The following is a 19610-nucleotide window of genomic DNA, read 5'->3' as shown; positions in this document are numbered from 1 at the left end:
TGTTTGGCATCAAAGGGATTAGTATAGATATTAAAATAAAATTCAAACACATTAAAAGCATATCATATCCTATAAATCCAGATTTGTTCTGAAAGATTTTTAAATTTAAGAAAATTAATATAATAAGTACTGAGGAAAGAGCTGCAGAAATATACATTATTATGTTTCTAAGTTTTTTGTTTTTAGTTTTATGGAAAAATCAATCCCCTTTTGTTCTAAAAAATTAAATATAAGTGTTAAACCACTTAGTTCATCAACAGCTAAAAACAATAGGTTTATTGATATGTTTTTTGTTCCTGTTGCAAGCATGTAATAGCAGTATATTAGTATAGAAACAACTGTTACTATAGAAGCTCCTTTAAGAGCAGCATTAAAATTACTCTCGTCCATTTCATCCTTGTCACTTAAAGCTATTATGAAAAATGAACCGCAAAACATAGCGGCTATTAAAGCATTAATTTCAAGTATTAATTTAACTAACATTATTCTTCATCCTTCTCTATCATCTCAAAAATCTCATCAACAGTTTTCCCAAAGTATTTTGCAATTTTAAAAGAAAGTTTTAACGAAGGATTAAAAGTTCCTCTTTCTATTTCTAGTATGGTACTTCTATTTACTCCAAGGTCTATGGCTAAATCCTCTTGAGTTAAATCTTTTTCAGCTCTTAATACTTTGATTTTAGTGTTGAATATCTTTTTTCTTTTAACCATAAAATCACTTCCTTGGAAAGAGTATAGCACATAATGTTGTATATAGTAAACATTATATTGGATATAATCAACATAAGTAAATTCAGTCAATTTTAATGTATAACATACTAAAAATATAAAGTCCTGCACCACTTATTATTGGTAAAATGTATGATGGTGTAAGATTTATAAGAGCTCCAGCTATGATTAGTGCAATAGGTAGAATTATTTTAGATATGCTGCTTCCCACACCAAGTACTCTTCCTCTAAAATTGTCTGGAATAGTCTGTTGGAGAATATAGAAGAGAGGAATGTCAATTGAAGCTATAGCTATACCTGATAATAATGTTATTAGAGTGAAATATATCAAATAAAAATTTTATTGAGTATTTTATAGTGAATTATAACGGAACAACCTATTACTATCATACAAATTGATAGAATGATATTCATTACTTTTGTAATCTTTTGATAGCAGTATTTTTTCATAACTTTTTTTTATTATAAGGGCGCCTAAAATCATTCCAACAGAGAAAAATGCTTCTATTATACCAAAGAAATTAGTGCTTAATTTTAAAACATTATTTATTATATATGGCATTGGAACATTTATTGAAAGACCGATGAAAAAATTTAATACAATAAAAATTGTAAATATACTTATAATATTTTTTCTGGTTTTTAAATAGGTGATTCCGTAAATTATGTCAGTAAAAAAATTGAAATTTTCTTTGCTTTTTTTATTATTACTATAATTAAAATTGAAATCCATAAATATTTCAAGAGATGCAGATATGCCAAAAGAAAAAGCATTAATTATGATGAAAAGTCGTATATTTATCAAAGCGAAAATTATACCACCAACCATTGGGCCAATTATTGAAGAAATGGATTCAATTATTTTGCTAGCGGAATTTATAGAAATAAGCATTTTTTTCGATACCAGATTTGGTTTTGAGGCTTCGACATCTATTCCATAAATAGTGGAAAATACATTTAAGAAGAAGGTGCTTACGTAAATCATTGGTAGATTTAAAGTGTGCTTCATAGTTAATATATAAAGAACTAATAATAAAGTGACATTTAAGATATCTGTAATTACAGCAAGCAATTTTTTGCTCATTCTATCAGCAAGTACACCTGCAAATGGATTTATAAGAACAGTAGATAAAATACTTATTGTTAAAGTAGTTGCAAAGTTTAAACCAGAACCAGTAAGCTTTAATACATATAAGCTAATGGCAAAATTATATACAGATGTCCCAAATAGAGATATGAAGTTTGCAATTGAAAACAAGAATACATTTAAGAATTCTCTATTCTTTGAAAATCTTTTTAATGATAAGACTGATACTAACATTTTAATCCTACTTTCCTTTAAATATTGTTTTTGTTTAAGTTCATTATAGATAGTAGTCTTATCACCATATCAATACATTAATTAATAAAATTTTATTATAAAATAAGCAAAAGATAGAGTTAACCCTATCTTTTGCCAAAGATTAAATATGAATATACTTTCTCGCCATCTTTAAAATAACCTTCATATTTACCGCCTTTTTCTATATAATCTGATATATTTTCTTCAAAGATATTATAGTTAAGCTTTGAAATTTCATTTTTAATATTATTTATCATAAAGTTTTTTCGATAATTATTTCTTATTAAAGAATTTGAGGCAAAATTTTTAAATAAAATATAAGTACCTATTATAATTACGTTATCTTTTACATAATTATCGATTAGCTTTAATAAAAATTCTTCATTGTCAAAGCTGTAATTACTTGTTCCGGAAATATCTAAAAGTACATCAACAGATTTATCATTTATTGGAATTTGCTTAAAGTCTGAACAAATAAATAATATATTCTTTTTGCAGTTTACGGTTTCTAGTATGCTTTTTAATAATAAATGTCTGTTTATATCATGATCTACGGCAATATATATTGAATCATCAGGTAGATTTTGATAAATGCTTCTTAAAAAAACCCAATTCCTGAACCTAGTTCAAGTATTACTTTATTTTTAAATTAGTAAATTAATTTTTTATATAGCCAGTCCATCACGATAAACATTATCTAAGTAATCTATATTGGTAGAATTTATATAATCTATAATATAATTAGAATTAAACTTAAAGTCATTTACGTCTGTATTATAAATTTTTAATATTCCATTTTGAATTGTATATTCTTCACCACAAGGGCATATAAGCTTTCCGTTTATAATTTGATTGTCTACTATATTGCCTTCACGAAGTTCTAAATCCTGTTTGCATTTAAAACACTTTAAAATATTTAGTGCTTTAATGTCTACACCCATAACAGATTTATTTTTGGTTTCTATGTTTGAAAGGAGACTTGATTTTGCTTTGAGTTTTTCTTTCATTTTATTAAGCACTATTATTTGATGTTCTATTTGTTCATATTTATTTGTAAAAAATGTTTTGAAACATTCATTTTCTTGATAGGAAGTAAGTTTAGCTAGTCTTTTAAACATAAAAATTGATTTGATCTCATTTAATGAAAATCCCATTTCTTTAAGTAATAATACGTCTTCCAAATCATTTTGACATTTAGTATCAAAGTTGTATTGTCCCCCTTGTTTTTCGGGTATTATCAAATTTATATTCATATAATGCCTTATAGTATCTATAGTTAAATTATTAATTCTAGAAAATTTGCCAATCTTCATATTGTTACCTCCATATGTGGTAAGCTTTAATAATAAATAATTATAGCATAATCAAATTGGTATTTACATTTGAAAGAAGTATCACATCAACTGAGATTAATGAGCATTTCAAGAAGGTGCTTTCAGAAACAAAGCCATTTATATTGACTCTACAGGGAATAGCTAAGATTGACAATACTTTAGGTCTGTATCTTATATATATAAAAGAGGGCAATGAAGAGATAAAGAATATGAAGATTCTATTATTGAAATGGAAGTAACTTTGTTATAGCTGATATATATGTAAAAATAAATCATATATTGGAATTCGTATCTGTACATGATGTTGAAAGATTAAGGCAAGCTTATTACCGATACAAACGACAATGACGGAGCAGCTAAGGTAATAGAAAGGGGTAGCATAAATTAAGATGTAAAATTTAGTATTGAAACTTACCAATATAAATCCTATAATAGTATTGATATAAAAAAAGTGTATTGATATTATTAAAAATATACAACTGTGAAGCTTAAAATTTTAGTTGCACTAAAATGTCGGCTTCTAGACATTATGGTGCATATATAGTTTGTAGTTGAGCTGGTTTTACTATATATAGGAGGCTAGAGTTTTGAAAAGAATAGAACGAATATATAATTATATTGTAGAAAAAACTAAAGAATTTGACATTGATACACTGAAGCAGAAATGTGGATTCAGCTCCTTAGAAATTTCAGAAAATTTAGACATATTAAGAAATAATGTAAGTATGGAGCTTAATGAACTGCAAAGACAAGGTAAGATAATAAAAATAAAAGTACGACCTGTACTATACATTGATAAGGCCTGCGTTGAAAAGCTTATCAAATAAAAAATTACAAGAAGGGCCTATGGAAATAAAATCTCTAGATGAAATTTTGAACTCTGAAGAAAAGATAGAAAAGGTAGAAGAAAAATCGCCATTTGACAGATTAATTGGAGCCAAAGGGAGTCTTAGAAATCAAGTAGAACAGGCAAAAGCAGCAATATTATATCCGCCTAATGGGCTGCATACTCTTATTGTAGGGCAAACAGGAGTTGGTAAGACGCTTTTTGCAAATATGATGTACAATCAAGCAAAATATGTAAGTAGATTAAGTGAAGATGCGCCTTTCATAGTATTTAATTGTGCGGATTACTACAATAATCCACAACTTTTAATATCGCATTTATTTGGACATATAAAAGGAGCTTATACAGGAGCAGACAGTGATAAATCTGGAATAGTAGAGAAGGCTGATGGTGGAATATTATTCCTAGATGAAATACATAGACTTCCTCCAGAAGGTCAAGAAATGTTATTTTACTTTATGGATACAAGTAGATTTAACAGATTAGGAGAAACTGAAAGAAATAGGAAATCCTCTGTACTTATAATTGGAGCTACTACAGAAGATCCAAATTCATCATTATTAAAAACATTTATTAGAAGAATACCAATAGTAATAACTATTCCTAATTTTGAAAAAAGATCAATAAAAGAAAAGGTTGACTTAATTAAATATTTGCTTGCAAATGAAGCACATAGAGTGAATAAAGTAATTAAAATAGAAGACGAGGCGGTTAAAGCAATAATTGGAAGTACATCCTATGGAAATATTGGACAGATGAAGTCTAATATACAGTTAATTTGTGCTACAGCATTTTTAAAGAGTATCAATACTAAGGATCACATTGATATCACCTTTAAATCTTTACCATCAGACATTAAAAATGGACTTTTTTTATTTAAGTGGAAAGAGAAAGGAAATGGAGAAGATATCTGATTATCTTGACTCGCAGCTAGTAATAACACCAGAGGGACATAATGTACTAATCGATAAGGATCCTTACGATCCACCTTTTAATCTTTATAAAATAATAGAAGATAAAGCTGCAATATTAAAAGATGGTGGAGCTGATGATGAGTATATAAACAACTTTATAACTACAGATATTAATATTCATATTAAATCTTTCTATAATAAGGTGAAAAATGATGAGGACGATAGAAATAAAATATTAAAGATTGTAAATGAAGATATATTAAAATTTTCAGAAGATGTAATGCTAATGATTGAAAAGAAAATAAATAAGAAATTAAATGACAGGTTTTTATATGCTTTAAGTCTTCATCTAAGTTCTTTTTTAAATAGATTAAGCAATCATGAAAATTTAAAATACACTAATATTGAAGGCATAATAAATGACAAGCGAGCAGAATTTAATATTGCAGTTGAAATTAAGGGAATGATTGAAAAAAAATATGATGTAGTTGTACCTAAAATTGAAGTAATATATTTGACAATTTTAATTAGTTCAGTTACAGAAGAACAAACTAATACACATGTGGCAATAATAGTTGCAGCTCATGGTAGCAGCACAGCTAGTAGTATGGTAAATGTTACAAAACAGTTATTAGGAGAGGGAGTAATAGAAGCAATTGACATGCCGCTTGAAGTAAACCCAACCCAAATACTTGATGAAATAATAGAAAAAGCTAGAGAAATTGATATGGGGAAAGGAATACTTTTATTAGTTGACATGGGATCGCTTTCAAATTTTGATTCAATAATAATGGAAAAAACAGACATTAAGGTTAAGACAATAGACATGGTGACTACGCCGCTAGTACTTGAAGCCGTAAGAAAGGCTAATATCTTAGACATGGATTTAGATGGATTGTACAATTCACTTAAGCAATTTAGAGGATATTCAAAGTCAAAAGTTGAGGAAGAAGAAGTTATAAATGAAGAAAGTGTAAATAAGAAAAAGGCAATAATAACAATATGCTCAACTGGAGAAGGAACCGCAGTAAAATTAAAAGAACTTGTGGAAAGCATTGTTAAAAGTACAAAGGAAAAAGAAATTGAAATTTTACCAATAAGTATAAAAGACATAAAAAGGGAAGTAATAAAAATAAAAAATAGCTATAATATAATAGCTTCTGTTGGTGTTTTAAATCCTAAAATCGAAGCACCATTTATATCGCTTGAAGAACTAATTAGTGGTGATGGCGAAAATATTTTAATGAGTATAATACAAAGAAAGAGTTTTAAAATTGAAAAAAATCATGGAAACACAGTAGTAAAGGACTTATGCGAAGACAGTTTGAATCAATTTTTAACTTATTTAAATCCTTCTAAAATAATAAGTGTATTGTATCAGTTTATAAATATTTTGGAGGAGAATGGAAAAATAAGCTTTAACAATGCAACCAAAATAAGAATAATGGTTCATGTTGGCTGTGCTTTAGAGAGAATGGTAATAAATGACGGTCTAAAATACAAGAGGGAAAAGGATAAATTGAATATGCACATAGTGGAAATTATCACAGAAGCAAATAAAATATTTAAGGATACTATAAATATAACTTTATCTGAAGACGAAATATTGTTTTTAGCAGAGATAATAGAATAAAAAAATACAATACACTGATACACTTCTATCACAATATACTTTTTTATTATTGAAAATCAAAAAATAGTATTAAAATCACAAAAGAAGTGTATCAGTAAAAAAATAAAAAAATTTTTCAGAACAAAAAAACAGCTATTTTAAAAGACTTCACATAAACATAAAAAACAATACACTATTTTGGCACGACAATTGCTGTATATAATAGTGTGACAGAATTGGATTACAAAGATGGATTAATGTTTATGGTAGATTTATTTGGAGGAAGTTATTTTAATGTAGCTAGTAGAGTTGTAGATGAAAACGAAAACATAAATATAATTTAGTTACAGGTGTAAGTTTACTCATTAAAAGAAGCATTAGATAATAACAGTGATGATGAGGAGAATGATTTATAATGAATATAGTATTGGCACTGAGATTCTACGTCAGTACTTTATAAACCACCCTCAAAGCATTGATAAATATACGTTCCTTCAAAATTCAGCTTTCACCCATTGGGTGAAAGAAAAAAGTAAAGAAGAACAAAAAATAGTCGCTTTAGCGACTGCACGGAAAAGTATGCGGGTGGCGGACCATTCAGAGGGCTTTTAGCCCAGCCAGTAATATGCCCTTACAGGGCTGAGCAAACCACCGGCTTAGCCGGTGGTCATGATTGTACCACTGTGGAAGTGAAGTAACAATGCTGAAGGAATGATTTAAAAAAGTCCTAATAAATCTTGGTTGAAAAATCATAAAATACTTAGATATTTCAACCTTAGATTTATAGGACTTTTTTAACGCGACTAAGCATTGTTACTTCGTAATTTTAAAGACTTTATCAAGTCTAGTGAGCTTAAATATTTTTAAAACTTGAGGATTTGTTATTGAGCTTAGTATAAATGTTCCATTAAGTTCGGTGCATTTTTTATAAACATTAACTAAAACACCTAATCCAGTACTATCAATAAAAGTGCACTTGCTAAAATCTAATGTGAAATTTTTCTCACCAGCTTCAACTAATTCATTAAGTTTTTTTCTATATTCAGAAGCTTCTTCAACAGAAAAATTTTCTGGTATAGTAATGTTTTTCATTAATAATCACCTTCTAAACACTGTATTTTTCAATTAAATTATTCATATCAATTGCAGTTTCACTTGTATGTTCTGCGCTAGAAGCAACATTTTGTATTACAGATGCTTGTTCTTCTGCAGCAGCAGCAACCTGCTCACTGCTAGCAGTATTCTTTTCTGTAATGCTTGCAACTGAATCTATTAATTTTACTATTTGTTCTGAACTTGCAACTTCATCTTTAGTTACATCTACTATTTCATTAACATCGCTTACAATTTGCTGTACTGAAGCAATTATATTGACAAAGGATTTATCGGTATTTGTGGCTACAGATACACCGTTTTCTACTGCCTTTTTATTAGAAATCATGGATTCAACAGCTTTTTTAGTTAAGGTAGTCATTTCAATTATTAATTTAGATATTTCATTAGCACCATTACTTGTTTGTTCTGATAAATTTCTAACCTCATCTGCGACTACGGAAAAGCCTTTACCATGTTCACCGGCTCTTGCAGCTTCTATTGCGGCATTTAAAGCAAGTAAATTAGTTTGTTCTGATATATCATTTATTGTTGTTGTTATTCCACTTACTTTATTTGAAAGCTTATCTAAAGTATGCATAAGATTTTCAGCTTCTGCAGAAGTTTTGCTTATATTTTCGATAGCATCCAATGTTTTTTCAATTTGAGTTCTTCCATTATATGCAGCATCCATAGTGGTATCTGAATTGCTTTTAGCAGTTGAGGCTTTATTCTGAGCTATTTGAACTAAGCTAGAAAGCTGAATAAGAACTTCAGAAGTTTGTACAATTAAATTGTTTTGTTGCTCACAACTTTGCGCCACTTCTTCAATATGTGAAGCTATTTCCTCAGTGCTGGAACTAATTTCTTCACTAGATGCAGACATTTCCTCAGATGATGCAGTTAAATTTTCAGAGAAATTTCTTATATTTTTTATTATATTATCTTGATCATTAAGCATATTATTAAAGTAATTACCTAATATTTGTAATTCGTCACCAGTTTTAATATCAGTTCTTACAGTAAAATCTCCATTTCCTGCTTTTGTCATAGATGCTTCTAATTGTTTTATTGGACGAATAATGTTGTATTTAACAAAACAATAGCAGAAAACTATGTATATTAATCCTATTAAAGCCAGTACAATTAGCAAAGGCGTTTTTATAGAATTAAGTTTGATAAATATTGCTGAGGTTGATGAAGAAATATAGACATAAGCTCCCATAATTATGGTTGGTGCAAAAAACGCTATAAAAATTAGTGAAATTAATTTTGATTCTAAACTTTTTTTCATATAAGGACCTCCTTAGGTGTAGTATTTAAAATGTTTTTTTAATAAATAATGAATTATCTTTAAATTCTACTTTGTCAGATAAGGATCTTATGAGAAAAAGCCCTCTACCATGTTCTTTTAGTAGGTCTTCATTATTTATAGATTCAGGTATATTAATATTTTGTGTATTTTTTGTATAATGTGTTATTTTAAAGTTTAAATATTTACCGTCAAAATTATAAAATAAATTTATAGGTTTAGTTTTATCACTTTTATTTCCATGCTCAAAGGCATTTAGTAAAGCTTCGGTCAAAATTAATTTTATATCGAAGTAATAGTCATAGGCATTTAATTTTTGTATTATGGTTTCAATTATTTTATTATAACCATCGATGCCATATAGAGTTTGAGTATTTTTTATTAAATTCAACATATTATCACCCTAAGTTTATTTTATTTCTATGGCAAGCATTGAAGAATCATCAATTAGCTTACCTTTTTCAATTAGCAGGTCATTTAAGTAATCATCTAGATATTTTTTGAATTCATACATAGTTGAATGCTTTATATAATTTTGTACAATTTTGTCTTCATCAAATACAAAGTCTAATCCATCAGTAAAAAAGTAGAAGGTATCTCCACTATCAAATTTAATTAATTGTTTATCAAAAATGCTATTTTGAAACATGCCAAGAAAAGAACCTTTTACAGTTCGCTCCTCTACTATTCCATTTTTTCTTTTTACAATAAATTCATTTATTCCAGCGCCAATTATAACTGCCTCTTTTTTAGCGAAATCAAAGCTAAAGCAGCAAGCAGCGATAAACCCTTTGTCGTATTTGTTATATTTTGCATTTAAGTTATTTAAAATTGTTATAGGATTATGTTTTTTTAAAATTTCTTGAAGAAATAAAATATCAAAGGCTGAAACGTTAAGTGCGGCAGTAACGCCATTGCCACTGACATCTATCAATATACCAACAACAAGGTTTTCACTTATTTTAAACATTTTGAAATAATCGCCACTGACAGTATGCGCCGGATAATAGAGATATTCGAAGTTTGCTTTTTCCATTATAGGAAAATTTTTTTGAAGGTTGCTACTTTGAATCTTTGTCGCCATATCCAAACTTTTTTTCAAATTCAGTTGTATCTCTAATTACTGAAATAATTGCATCGCTTCCTTTATAGGATATATAACTTAATGAAAATTGCAAGCTGATTTTTTTGTTTTTGTGGTTTATGTAGTTGTAATGTCGAATAATTTTTGTATCTTTATTCTTTAAAATACTTCTTATGATTTTGGTTACATTTTTTCTATCTTTTTGAGGAATATAATATAGTATGCTTTTTTTAGAATCCTCAGATAAACCAAGCAAATTTTTAACTTCATTGTTTGCCAAAACAATTTTGTAATCCTGCAAAATAATTATGCCATCAGGATAGAAATTGACTATTTGATGATACATTTTCTCATCTCTCTTAATAAGGTTTGAAAGTGTCTTTTTTTCAGTTACATCTGTTAATCTTTCTACAATAAAAATTATTTTTTTAGATTTGTCAAAAATTGGTGTGAGGCATACATCCATGTATTTATTGGCTTTAGGATAATATCTTTCACCTGACACAGTATTTTTTGTTTTTAATACTTTATTAAAAGCACAGTTAGCACAGTGGCTTCTATAATCAAGAATTTCATAACATTTTTTATTATAGACCTCTTCTAGGTTCTTATCGTAAAAATGGCAGGCCGCTTCATTGAAAAATATTATACTTTTATCTCTTTTATATACTTTTATTACATCAGGAATAGCATTGAGTACTTTAAACAAAATATCAGGGTTGTTTAATAAATTAGTTGTAATATAAGTTGCATCACTTGAACTGAATAAATTTGAAGTTAATATTTGTTCCAAAAAAAGTCACTCCCATATATAAGTTAGATGATGTGTGTTTGTGATTATTATAGTACAATGCGAATAAAAACACAAATAAATAGATTTATTGCCAATATTCAAAGTGAACTGAGGATATAAAGTAAATGTGTACCTATTTACAAAACTTTAATTATGTAGTAATATATATTTATAGATAATTTATATTAAATAATAACAAATATTACGAAAAGAGGTGAAATGTTTACTTACAAATTTACCTATATTTGCAAGTAAACTAAATAATATGAAAGTAAAATTTCAAGGAAAAGAAGTAACATTAATTGGAAGTGAGCTTAAAGCAGGAGATAAGTTCCCTGATTTTACCGCTGCAAGTAATTCTCTTGAACCTGTTTCTTTAAATGATACAAAGGGTGTTAGAGTATTTCTTACAGTACCATCAATTGACACTCCAGTATGTGATCTTGAAGTAAAAACATTTAACAAAAGAGCAGCTGAAATAGAAGGAGTTACAGTTTATACAGTATCAATGGACTTACCATTTGCTCAAAGTCGATGGTGTGGAGCTGAAGGGATTAAAAGTGTTATTACACTTTCCGATTATAAAGATAGAGATTTTGGAAACAGTACTGGTACTTACGTAAAAGAGATTGGGCTTCTTGCAAGAACAGCATTTGTAGTAGATAGCAATAATACAATTACTTATGCTAAGTACCTTGATGAAATAACAGATTATCCAAATTACGATGAAATACTAGAAGCGGCCCAAAATGCAAAATAAAATATTATTATTTTAAAGAGGCTGTCGCACTAAAAATTAATTCAATAATAATTTATAAATATTGCAAACTAATTTGAGTGAAGGGTTTTAACTAGCTTCGCTCGTTAAAAGACTAACTTTTTCACTTATGTGAAAAGTGAAGGGTTTGACGATGCTTTGCACGTCAAAGGTTAACTTTTCGGCTAAAGCCGAAAGTTAAGGATAATTTTCCTCCGCTTTACTATGGAAAATTTTTAAATTTATTGCTATCTATATGTAAAGAATGTTTAAATTTTGTTATAAAAACATAGCTGGTTTAATTTAAAGATTTTTCGTAGAGAAGCGAAGGAAAATCCTCATTAACTTTTCATGTAAATGAAAAAGTTCACTTTTTAACAAGCAAAGCAAGTTAAAAATCTTTCACTATAGTTGCTTCGCAATATTTATGAATTACGGTTAAAAATAAATTTAATGCGACAGCCCCTTAAACTTTGAACTATTATAAATAAATTTACTTAACTAAATCATAGACAATATTGAAAATTATAAATATACATAGTAAATAGTATTGAAACAAGGCTATAAAAATGAATAAAATATGGTTGTTGCAAAATAGGAGTAAGTTTTGCTGATAACCATATTTTTTATGGTGAAATTTATTATAGGGTATATAAGATTGCTTATGTATAAATAGCAGTTGGCAAGTATAAAATATACATGAAATTAAAATTGTGGAGGTGTAGAATTTGTTCAAACATGAAAAACAATTATTGAATAATTTACAAGTAAAAGTTGAAGGAACTAATCCTCAATATGCAGTTCTTATGCAGGAGCAATTAGGGGGAGGAAATGGAGAACTTAAGGCAGCACTTCAATATTTATCACAAAGTTTTAGAGTAAAAGATCAAACGATAAAAGATTTGTTTTTAGATATTGGAACAGAAGAGCTTAGTCATATGGAGATAGTGGCTGAAACTATAAATTTATTAAATGGACATAGTGTAAATCATGAAGCAGTAGGAAGTGGCGAAATTGAAAGCCATGTACTTAGTGGATTAGCACCAGTTTTGGTGAATTCCTCTGGAGAACCATGGACCGCAAATTATGTAACAGTTACAGGGGATCTTGTAGCAGATTTGCTTTCAAACATAGCTTCAGAACAAAGAGCTAAAGTTGTATATGAATATTTGTATCGTCAGATTAAAGATAGAGAAGTTAGAAATACAATAGATTTTTTATTAAATCGTGAAGAAGCACATAATGCCTTGTTTAGAGAGGCTTTAAATAAGGTGAAAGATACAGGTTCGAATAAGGATTTTGGGGTGACAGATGATTCTAAGTTATATTTTGATTTATCAACGCCAGGTAGATATTTCAATGATCCTAATCCCACAGAACCAAGCTTTTCTAATCCTAGAAGGTAAGCGAATAAAAATAAGATATGAAAATTTTAAACTAGATTGTACTGAAGACATTTGGTATGATCTAGTTTTATTTTTTGTAAAATTTAGGCTTTGTATTGGAAAAATTGAACCTTATTGAAATATTAGTGTATACAAATGAAGATTTTGCTTTAGGTTGATAAAGAAGTAAACGATAAATAACATAATGTTACATCATGAAATATATCGTATTTAAAACTTAATTTTATATACTAACGGAGTTGATAAAATGTTAAAAAAGAAATTAGCAGCGTTAATATTGGGAGTTTTAATTTTTTCTAGTACTGCTTTTATACAAACGAGTTTTGTACAAGCAGTAACGATTCAGAAGCAATACATAAATAACAATAGAAGTTATGAAAAATTACAGCCAATAGGAATAGTAATACATGATACTGATGAGCCAGGAGGAACAGCTCAAAATAATAGAGATTATGTTAATAGAGACGCTAATGCTAAAACATCAGCACACTATTTTGTTGATTGGGATTATGTAATTCAAGCTTTACCTGAGGATGAAGTGGCATGGCATGCCGGATATACAGCTAATCATAAATTCTTAAGTGTTGAGATGTGTGTTCCATATGGGCAAGATACTTTAAAGTTTAATGCAGTGTATAAGAATACAGTAGACTTAGTAGTGGCCATATGCAAAAAGTATGGATGGAGTTCTAGTAATATTTATAGTCATAATTGGGTATCGCAAGCTTATCACGAAACAGATCATACAGATCCTATAGGATATTTAAATCAGTACGGAAAGTCATGGGATAATATGATAAATGATATCCAAAAAGAAATTAATAGTACAAGTTCTAATGATAATACAAACAATAATACTAATCCAGCACAAAATACAAATGGAAGCATATCAGAACTAAAAAGTATATTAACTAAAAATGGATATGGAAAATTAAATGCTGATAATGTAATAGATTCGACAACCATAGCAGCATGTCCGCTTCTAAAAAGTGGTTCTAGTGGAGATGTAGTAAAGTGGATTCAAAGTAGGTTGGCAATAAGTGCAGATGGAATATTTGGAGCTGGAACTAAGCAGGCAGTAGCAAGCTTTCAAAAGGCAAATGGACTTGAAGCAGATGGTGTAATTGGAAAAATGACTTGGACTAAATTGTTGGGTATAGCAAATCAAAATAATAGTGAAGGTAATACAAGCAATAATACACCAGCTCAAAACAGCAGTGGAGATGTAGCAGAATTACAAACTATATTAAACAAAGATAGGTATTCGCATTTAGTAGTTAATAATTATCCAGGCGTAGATACTATAGCAGCATGTCCGTTATTGCAAGTAGGCTCTAGTGGAGAAGTTGTAAAATGGGTTCAAAAGAAATTGGGAATAAGTGCGGATGGAGCGTTTGGAAATGCAACTAAACAGGCGGTAATAAATTTTCAAAAGGCAAATGGACTTGGAGCAGATGGTGCGGTAGGGAAGATGACATGGACAAAGTTACTGAATTTATCAAATCAAAATAATGGTAGTACTATAAATAGTAATACAACAGATAGTAATAATCAGACAACACCAACACAAAATGCAAGCGGAACCATAGCGGAGCTGCAAACAATTCTCAATAAAGCTGGATATGGAAAATTGACAGTGGATAATCAAGCAGGGCCAGCAACTCTAACAGCATGTCCGTTATTGCAAGTAGGCTCTAGTGGAGAAGTTGTAAAATGGGTTCAAAAGAAATTAGGAGTAAGTGCGGATGGCATATTTGGAAGTGGAACTAAACAGGCAGTAATAAATTTTCAAAGAGCAAATGGACTTGGAACAGATGGAGTTATTGGGAAGACGACATGGGTAAAGTTATTGGGAATGTAAAACATGATGATAATGTAACAATGTTGTAAAATTATTGCACAACAGCACCATTTATGTTAAGTTAGATATAAGTAGCATAGAATATAAAATGACAATTATTATTGTAAAAAGTCAAATTTTTACATGACAATATGGAGATGAGTTAATGTTAAGAAAAAAATAATGGTGATAATTTTATCAGTTGCAATTGTTGTCACAAGTAATGTTTTTTTTACACAAAATTTTAGTTACAAGCTGTAACAGTTAAAAAGGAGTACATAAATAATAATAGACCAGGGACAAGCCTACAACCTACAGGCATAGTAATACATGATACTGATGATCCAGGTGGTACAGCCCAAAATAATAGGGATTATTTTAATAATTATGCAAGTGCACAGGCTTCAGCACATTATTTTGTTGATTGGAATCAAGCTATTCAGGCGATTCCAGAAAACGAAGTTGCATGGCATGCTGGACCTACAGCTAATAGTAAGTATTTAGGTGTTGAAATGTGCGTTCCGTATGGAACTGATCAAGCTAAGTTTAATGAAGTATATCAAAACACAGTGGAGTTAGTGGCTTCCATATGTAAAAGATATGGCTGGAATTCGAACAATATTCATAGTCATAAATGGGTATCAGAAACTTATGGCGAAACAGATCATACAGATCCTATAGGATATTTAAACGAGTATGGTAAGACATGGGATCAGCTATTAAGTGATATTCAGAAAGCTATAGATGGTACAAGTTCTGGCAATAATCCAACGCAGCCAGGTGCAAGTGGAGATATAGCAGATTTGCAAACGATACTTAATAACAATGGATATGGACATCTAACAGTAGACAATCAAGCAGGGGCAGCAACTATAGCAGCATGCCCACTTTTAAAAAGTGGATCTAGTGGGGATGTAGTAAAATGGGTTCAAAAGAAATTGGGAGTAAGTGCAGATGGAATATTTGGAAATGCAACTAAGCAGGCAGTAATAAAGTTCCAAAATACAAATAGTATTGAGGCTGATGGAATAATAGGAAAAATGACTTGGGCAAAATTATTAAATTCATCAAGCTCAAATACTACTAATCCAAGCACTGGAGGAAGTACAGGAAATAGTACAACACCAAGTACTAGCGGAGATATAGCAGATTTGCAAACAATACTTAATAACAGCGGATATGGAAAATTGACAGTGAATAATCAGACAGGACCAGCGACAATAGCAGCATGTCCACTTTTGGAAAGCGGATCTAGTGGAAATGTAGTAAAGTGGGTTCAGAAGAAATTAGGAGTAAGTGCGGATGGAATATTTGGCAATGGGACTAAACAGGCAGTAATAAACTTCCAAAAGGCAAATGGACTTACGGCTGATGGAGAAATCGGGAAAATGACTTGGACGAAGCTACTAAGTTCATCAAGTTCAAGCACTACTAATCCAAGTACTGGGGGAATACAGGAAATAATACAACACCAAGCACTAGCGGAGATATAGCAAATTTGCAAACAATACTTAATAACGGTGGATATGGACATTTAACAGTGGATAATCAGGTAGGACCGGCAACTATAGCAGCATGCCCACTTTTAAGCAGTGGATCTAGTGGAGATGTGGTAAAATGGGTTCAAAAGAAATTAGGGGTAAATGCGGATGGAATATTTGGCAATGCGACTAAACAGGCAGTAATAAATTTTCAAAAGGCAAATGGACTTGAAGCAGATGGTGTAATTGGTAAGGGAACTTGGACAAAACTATTAAGTTCATCAAGTTCAAATACTACTAATCCAAGCACTGGAGGAAGTGCAGAAAATAATACAACACCAAGCACTAGTGGAAATATAGCAGATCTTCAGGCAATACTTAATAACAATGGATATGGACATCTAACAGTAGATAATCAAGCAGGACCAGCAACTATAGCAGCATGCCCACTTTTAAAAAGTGGATCTAGTGGAGATGTAGTAAAATGGGTTCAAAAGAGATTAGGAGTAAATGCAGATGGAATATTTGGAGATGCAACTAAGCAGGCAGTAATAAGTTTTCAAAAGACAAATGGACTTGGAGCTGATGGAGAAATCGGGAAAATGACTTGGCAGAAGCTTTTGGGTATTTAGTAAAAAAATATATCTATAGAAATGGAGTGTCTATATGAATAAGATGAAAAAGGTTATTTCTATTTTCTTTGTATTTACACTGTTAATAAATGTTTTTTCAATTAGCAAAGTTAAAGCTAGTTCAGTAAGTGAAAATGGACAGGCTATTGTAATGTATTCAAAAATGTTTTTAGGAATACCATACATGAATGCTGGAACAACAACAGCAGGATTTGATTGTTCTGGATTTGTTCAATATGTATATGCACATTTTGGAGTAAACTTGCCAAGAACAACATATGATCAGGTTAAGGTTGGAACCAAAGTTAGCAAAGACGATTTAAAACCTGGAGATATCGTTTTTTTTGGAACAGAAGATAATGTATATCATGATGGTATATATATAGGTGGGGGAAGGTTTATACATGCCCCTAAGACTGGAGATGTAATTAGAATTGAATATTTGAAGTATATGGAGTTTTATATTGGGGTTAGAGTGATACAAAATTAGTATATCTTTATTTACATCTTTTAGATATTCAGTATGTATGATAGAATATACGTAAATTTACTATTTAATAATGGAGAGATAGTCTATGAATATATTTGAATATTTGAAAAATAATTTTCTCATTACAGATGGAGCTATGGGGACTTATTACTCAAAAATAACAGGTGATAATAAGTCATTTTGTGAATTTGCAAATTTAAATAATGCTGGAATAATAAAAAGTATACATAATGAGTATATCGAGGCAGGTGCCAAGCTTATCAGAACAAATACTTTTTCTGCTAATGCTATAACTCTTGATGTTTCTAGAGAAGAATTGGAGAATATTATAAAAAGAGGATATGAAATAGCAAAAGAAGCTGTTGATGGGAAGGAAGTATTTGTAGCGGCTGACATTGGACCGATAAATATATCTGGAATAGATAAAACGGTTGAGGATGTGTATAATGAATATAAATTTATAGTTGATACATTTATGAGCGAAGGTGCTGATATATTTGTATTTGAAACTTTAAGTAATTTAAATTGTTTAGAAGAAATTGCAGTGTATATTAAGAAAAAAAATAAATCAGCATTTGTGTTAACACAATTTGCAGTTATGCAGGATGGATATACAAGAGATGGAGTAAGTATAAATGGAATTGTTAGCAAAATAAAGGAAATTAAAGATATAGATGCTTTTGGCTTCAATTGTGGTTCCGGACCTGCACATTTATACAGTATGCTTAAAAAATTAAATATATATAGGGAGAATATTATATCAGCCCTTCCAAATGCAGGATATCCTGAAATTGTAAATGAAAGAATGGTATACATTGATAATCCTGATTATTTTTCAGATAAAATGCTATCCATAAAAAAAATCTGGAGCAAAGATAGTTGGTGGTTGCTGCGGAACTACTCCGAGACATATAAGGGAACTAAACTATAAATTGAGAATAGATGGTTCAAAGGTAATCTTAAAGACTTCGGATGAAAATAAAGTTATAAGAAAAGTTAGAAAAACTAATAATAAATTTATAGATAAACTTAATAGAAATAAGTTTCCATTGGTGGTAGAATTAGATCCACCTACAAACACAATGATGGATAAGATTATGCATTGTGCTGAAGTGTGTAGAGACAATAATATAGATTTAGTTACTGTTGCAGATTCGCCGATGTCAAAAGTTAGAGTTGATTCCATTGTAATTGCTTCAAAAATAAAAAGAGAAATAGGTATAGATGTTATGCCGCACATATGCTGCAGAGATAAAAACATAAATGCTATAAGATCAAGTATACTTGCAGCCAATATAGAAGGCATAAGAAATATACTGGCTGTAACAGGTGATCCCGTTTCTGGAGCTGAAGAAATAAAGGCTAAAAGTGTATTTAATTTAAATTCTTTTAGACTTATAGAACTTATATCAGAAATGAATAAAGAGGTTTTTAATGGTGACGAAATAAGTATAGGTGGGGCATTAAACTTAAATGTTTCAAATAAAAATTCAGAAGTAGCCAGGATGAATAAAAAGTTATTAAATGGTGCTAAATTTTTTCTAACTCAACCTATTTTTGAAGATGAAACTATAGAGTTTTTATCGAATTTTAAAAAAGAAAATGATGTTAAAATTTTAGGTGGAATTATGCCTCTTATAAGTTATAAAAATGCTCAGTTTATAAATAACGAACTTCCAGGAGTTAGGATACCACAAAAGTATGTTGATAGATTTGACAAGGATATGACAAGAGATGAAGCAGAAAAAGTAGGAATAGAAATAGCTGTAGAGATTATTAATAAAATAAAAAATCATGTTGATGGTTTATATCTTGTTACACCATTTAATAGAATTGAAATGATAATTAAGGTGATAAAGGCATCTATAGGTATATAAGGAGGGCGTTTTTAATGAAAAAGTATAAGATCGTATTTATGGTTCTTTTCTTCTCTATGTTTATAGGGT

23 protein-coding genes are annotated in these 19610 nt (G+C 29.6%); 13 read left to right on the top strand and 10 right to left on the bottom strand.

Annotation, left to right across the window (positions count from 1 at the left end; all coding sequences use genetic code 11):
- Positions 1-159: 159 nt before the first annotated feature.
- Both AGR56_RS15590 and AGR56_RS15585 read right to left on the bottom strand, forming a co-directional pair.
- The gene (locus tag AGR56_RS15590) at positions 160-483 is read right to left on the bottom strand and encodes a hypothetical protein (protein ID WP_053242986.1); all 324 of its coding nucleotides are present in this window, start codon (positions 481-483) and stop codon (positions 160-162) included.
- The gene (locus AGR56_RS15585) at positions 483-710 is read right to left on the bottom strand and encodes a helix-turn-helix transcriptional regulator (RefSeq protein WP_053242985.1); all 228 of its coding nucleotides are present in this window, start codon (positions 708-710) and stop codon (positions 483-485) included. Before AGR56_RS15585 ends, AGR56_RS15590 begins: the two co-directional genes overlap by 1 nt.
- A 146-nt stretch (positions 711-856) precedes the next feature.
- On the opposite strand from AGR56_RS15585, the gene AGR56_RS22995 reads away from it, so the two are divergent.
- The gene (locus AGR56_RS22995; RefSeq protein WP_278279661.1) at positions 857-991 is read left to right on the top strand and encodes a hypothetical protein; all 135 of its coding nucleotides are present in this window, start codon (positions 857-859) and stop codon (positions 989-991) included.
- Between the two features lie 89 nt (positions 992-1080).
- On the opposite strand, the gene AGR56_RS15580 is transcribed toward AGR56_RS22995, so the two are convergent.
- The 3 genes from AGR56_RS15580 to AGR56_RS22180 form a co-directional block, all read right to left on the bottom strand.
- Positions 1081-2049 (bottom strand): MFS transporter, encoded by a 969-nt coding sequence (locus AGR56_RS15580; protein WP_242851487.1) that lies wholly within the window; start codon positions 2047-2049, stop codon positions 1081-1083.
- 125 nt (positions 2050-2174) lie between these two features.
- Complete coding sequence (locus tag AGR56_RS22185; protein ID WP_242851486.1) at positions 2175-2327, bottom strand: hypothetical protein; 153 nt, start codon at positions 2325-2327, stop codon at positions 2175-2177.
- 408 nt (positions 2328-2735) lie between these two features.
- A complete protein-coding gene (locus tag AGR56_RS22180) occupies positions 2736-3383 on the bottom strand; it encodes a MerR family transcriptional regulator (protein ID WP_242851485.1) in 648 nt (215 codons plus the stop codon).
- Between the two features lie 608 nt (positions 3384-3991).
- Here AGR56_RS22180 and AGR56_RS23565 point away from each other — a divergent pair.
- The 4 genes from AGR56_RS23565 (at position 3992) to AGR56_RS19760 (ending at position 7121) form a co-directional block, all read left to right on the top strand.
- A complete protein-coding gene (locus tag AGR56_RS23565; protein ID WP_347460499.1) occupies positions 3992-4231 on the top strand; it encodes a hypothetical protein in 240 nt (79 codons plus the stop codon).
- A gap of 19 nt (positions 4232-4250) precedes the next feature.
- Positions 4251-5165, top strand: coding sequence for a sigma 54-interacting transcriptional regulator (locus tag AGR56_RS23560; protein ID WP_347460498.1), 915 nt, complete (start codon positions 4251-4253; stop codon positions 5163-5165).
- Positions 5149-6798: a PRD domain-containing protein gene (locus AGR56_RS23555; RefSeq protein WP_347460497.1), complete on the top strand. Its 1650-nt coding sequence runs from the start codon at positions 5149-5151 to the stop codon at positions 6796-6798. Before AGR56_RS23560 ends, AGR56_RS23555 begins: the two co-directional genes overlap by 17 nt.
- Positions 6799-7004: 206 nt before the next feature.
- Positions 7005-7121 carry a hypothetical protein gene (locus AGR56_RS19760; protein WP_231017112.1) on the top strand — a complete coding sequence of 39 codons (117 nt, stop codon included), beginning with the start codon at positions 7005-7007 and terminating at the stop codon, positions 7119-7121.
- Positions 7122-7590: 469 nt separating this feature from the next.
- On the opposite strand, the gene AGR56_RS15560 is transcribed toward AGR56_RS19760, so the two are convergent.
- The 5 genes from AGR56_RS15560 to AGR56_RS15540 all read right to left on the bottom strand — a co-directional run bounded on the left by AGR56_RS15560 (position 7591) and on the right by AGR56_RS15540 (position 11058).
- Positions 7591-7869 carry an STAS domain-containing protein gene (locus AGR56_RS15560; protein ID WP_053242983.1) on the bottom strand — a complete coding sequence of 93 codons (279 nt, stop codon included), beginning with the start codon at positions 7867-7869 and terminating at the stop codon, positions 7591-7593.
- A 13-nt stretch (positions 7870-7882) separates the two neighbouring features.
- A complete protein-coding gene (locus tag AGR56_RS15555) occupies positions 7883-9163 on the bottom strand; it encodes a HAMP domain-containing methyl-accepting chemotaxis protein (RefSeq protein WP_053242982.1) in 1281 nt (426 codons plus the stop codon).
- A 25-nt stretch (positions 9164-9188) separates the two neighbouring features.
- On the bottom strand, positions 9189-9572 hold the full coding sequence (locus AGR56_RS15550) for an ATP-binding protein (RefSeq protein ID WP_053242981.1): 384 nt from the start codon (positions 9570-9572) through the stop codon (positions 9189-9191).
- A gap of 18 nt (positions 9573-9590) precedes the next feature.
- A complete protein-coding gene (locus AGR56_RS15545) occupies positions 9591-10151 on the bottom strand; it encodes a PP2C family protein-serine/threonine phosphatase (RefSeq protein ID WP_198150066.1) in 561 nt (186 codons plus the stop codon).
- A 91-nt stretch (positions 10152-10242) separates the two neighbouring features.
- A complete protein-coding gene (locus tag AGR56_RS15540; protein WP_053242979.1) occupies positions 10243-11058 on the bottom strand; it encodes a PAS domain S-box protein in 816 nt (271 codons plus the stop codon).
- 265 nt (positions 11059-11323) lie between these two features.
- On the opposite strand from AGR56_RS15540, the gene tpx reads away from it, so the two are divergent.
- From tpx to AGR56_RS22985, 8 genes are all read left to right on the top strand, one after another.
- Positions 11324-11818, top strand: a complete 495-nt coding sequence (gene tpx, locus AGR56_RS15535) for a thiol peroxidase (RefSeq protein ID WP_053242978.1) — start codon at positions 11324-11326, stop codon at positions 11816-11818.
- A gap of 725 nt (positions 11819-12543) precedes the next feature.
- Positions 12544-13221: a manganese catalase family protein gene (locus tag AGR56_RS15530; RefSeq protein ID WP_053242977.1), complete on the top strand. Its 678-nt coding sequence runs from the start codon at positions 12544-12546 to the stop codon at positions 13219-13221.
- A 247-nt stretch (positions 13222-13468) separates the two neighbouring features.
- Entirely contained in the window at positions 13469-15082 is a 1614-nt protein-coding gene (locus AGR56_RS22175; RefSeq protein ID WP_053242976.1) for an N-acetylmuramoyl-L-alanine amidase, read from the top strand.
- A 257-nt stretch (positions 15083-15339) separates the two neighbouring features.
- Positions 15340-16554, top strand: a complete 1215-nt coding sequence (locus tag AGR56_RS15520; protein ID WP_347460548.1) for an N-acetylmuramoyl-L-alanine amidase — start codon at positions 15340-15342, stop codon at positions 16552-16554.
- A gap of 5 nt (positions 16555-16559) precedes the next feature.
- Positions 16560-17174 carry a peptidoglycan-binding protein gene (locus AGR56_RS15515; RefSeq protein ID WP_053242974.1) on the top strand — a complete coding sequence of 205 codons (615 nt, stop codon included), beginning with the start codon at positions 16560-16562 and terminating at the stop codon, positions 17172-17174.
- Between the two features lie 34 nt (positions 17175-17208).
- Positions 17209-17664 (top strand): C40 family peptidase, encoded by a 456-nt coding sequence (locus AGR56_RS15510; RefSeq protein ID WP_053242973.1) that lies wholly within the window; start codon positions 17209-17211, stop codon positions 17662-17664.
- An 85-nt stretch (positions 17665-17749) separates the two neighbouring features.
- Positions 17750-18595, top strand: a complete 846-nt coding sequence (locus tag AGR56_RS22990; protein ID WP_278279659.1) for a homocysteine S-methyltransferase family protein — start codon at positions 17750-17752, stop codon at positions 18593-18595.
- The gene (locus AGR56_RS22985) at positions 18540-19541 is read left to right on the top strand and encodes a methylenetetrahydrofolate reductase (protein ID WP_347460547.1); all 1002 of its coding nucleotides are present in this window, start codon (positions 18540-18542) and stop codon (positions 19539-19541) included. Before AGR56_RS22990 ends, AGR56_RS22985 begins: the two co-directional genes overlap by 56 nt.
- The last annotated feature ends 69 nt before the right edge of the window (positions 19542-19610 follow it).

Source organism: Clostridium sp. DMHC 10, from assembly GCF_001270375.1.
Lineage (GTDB): Bacteria > Bacillota > Clostridia > Clostridiales > Clostridiaceae > Clostridium_S > Clostridium_S guangxiense.
Note: the sequence above shows the minus strand (reverse complement) of the source record. Positions and strands in the feature narration are given on the sequence as shown.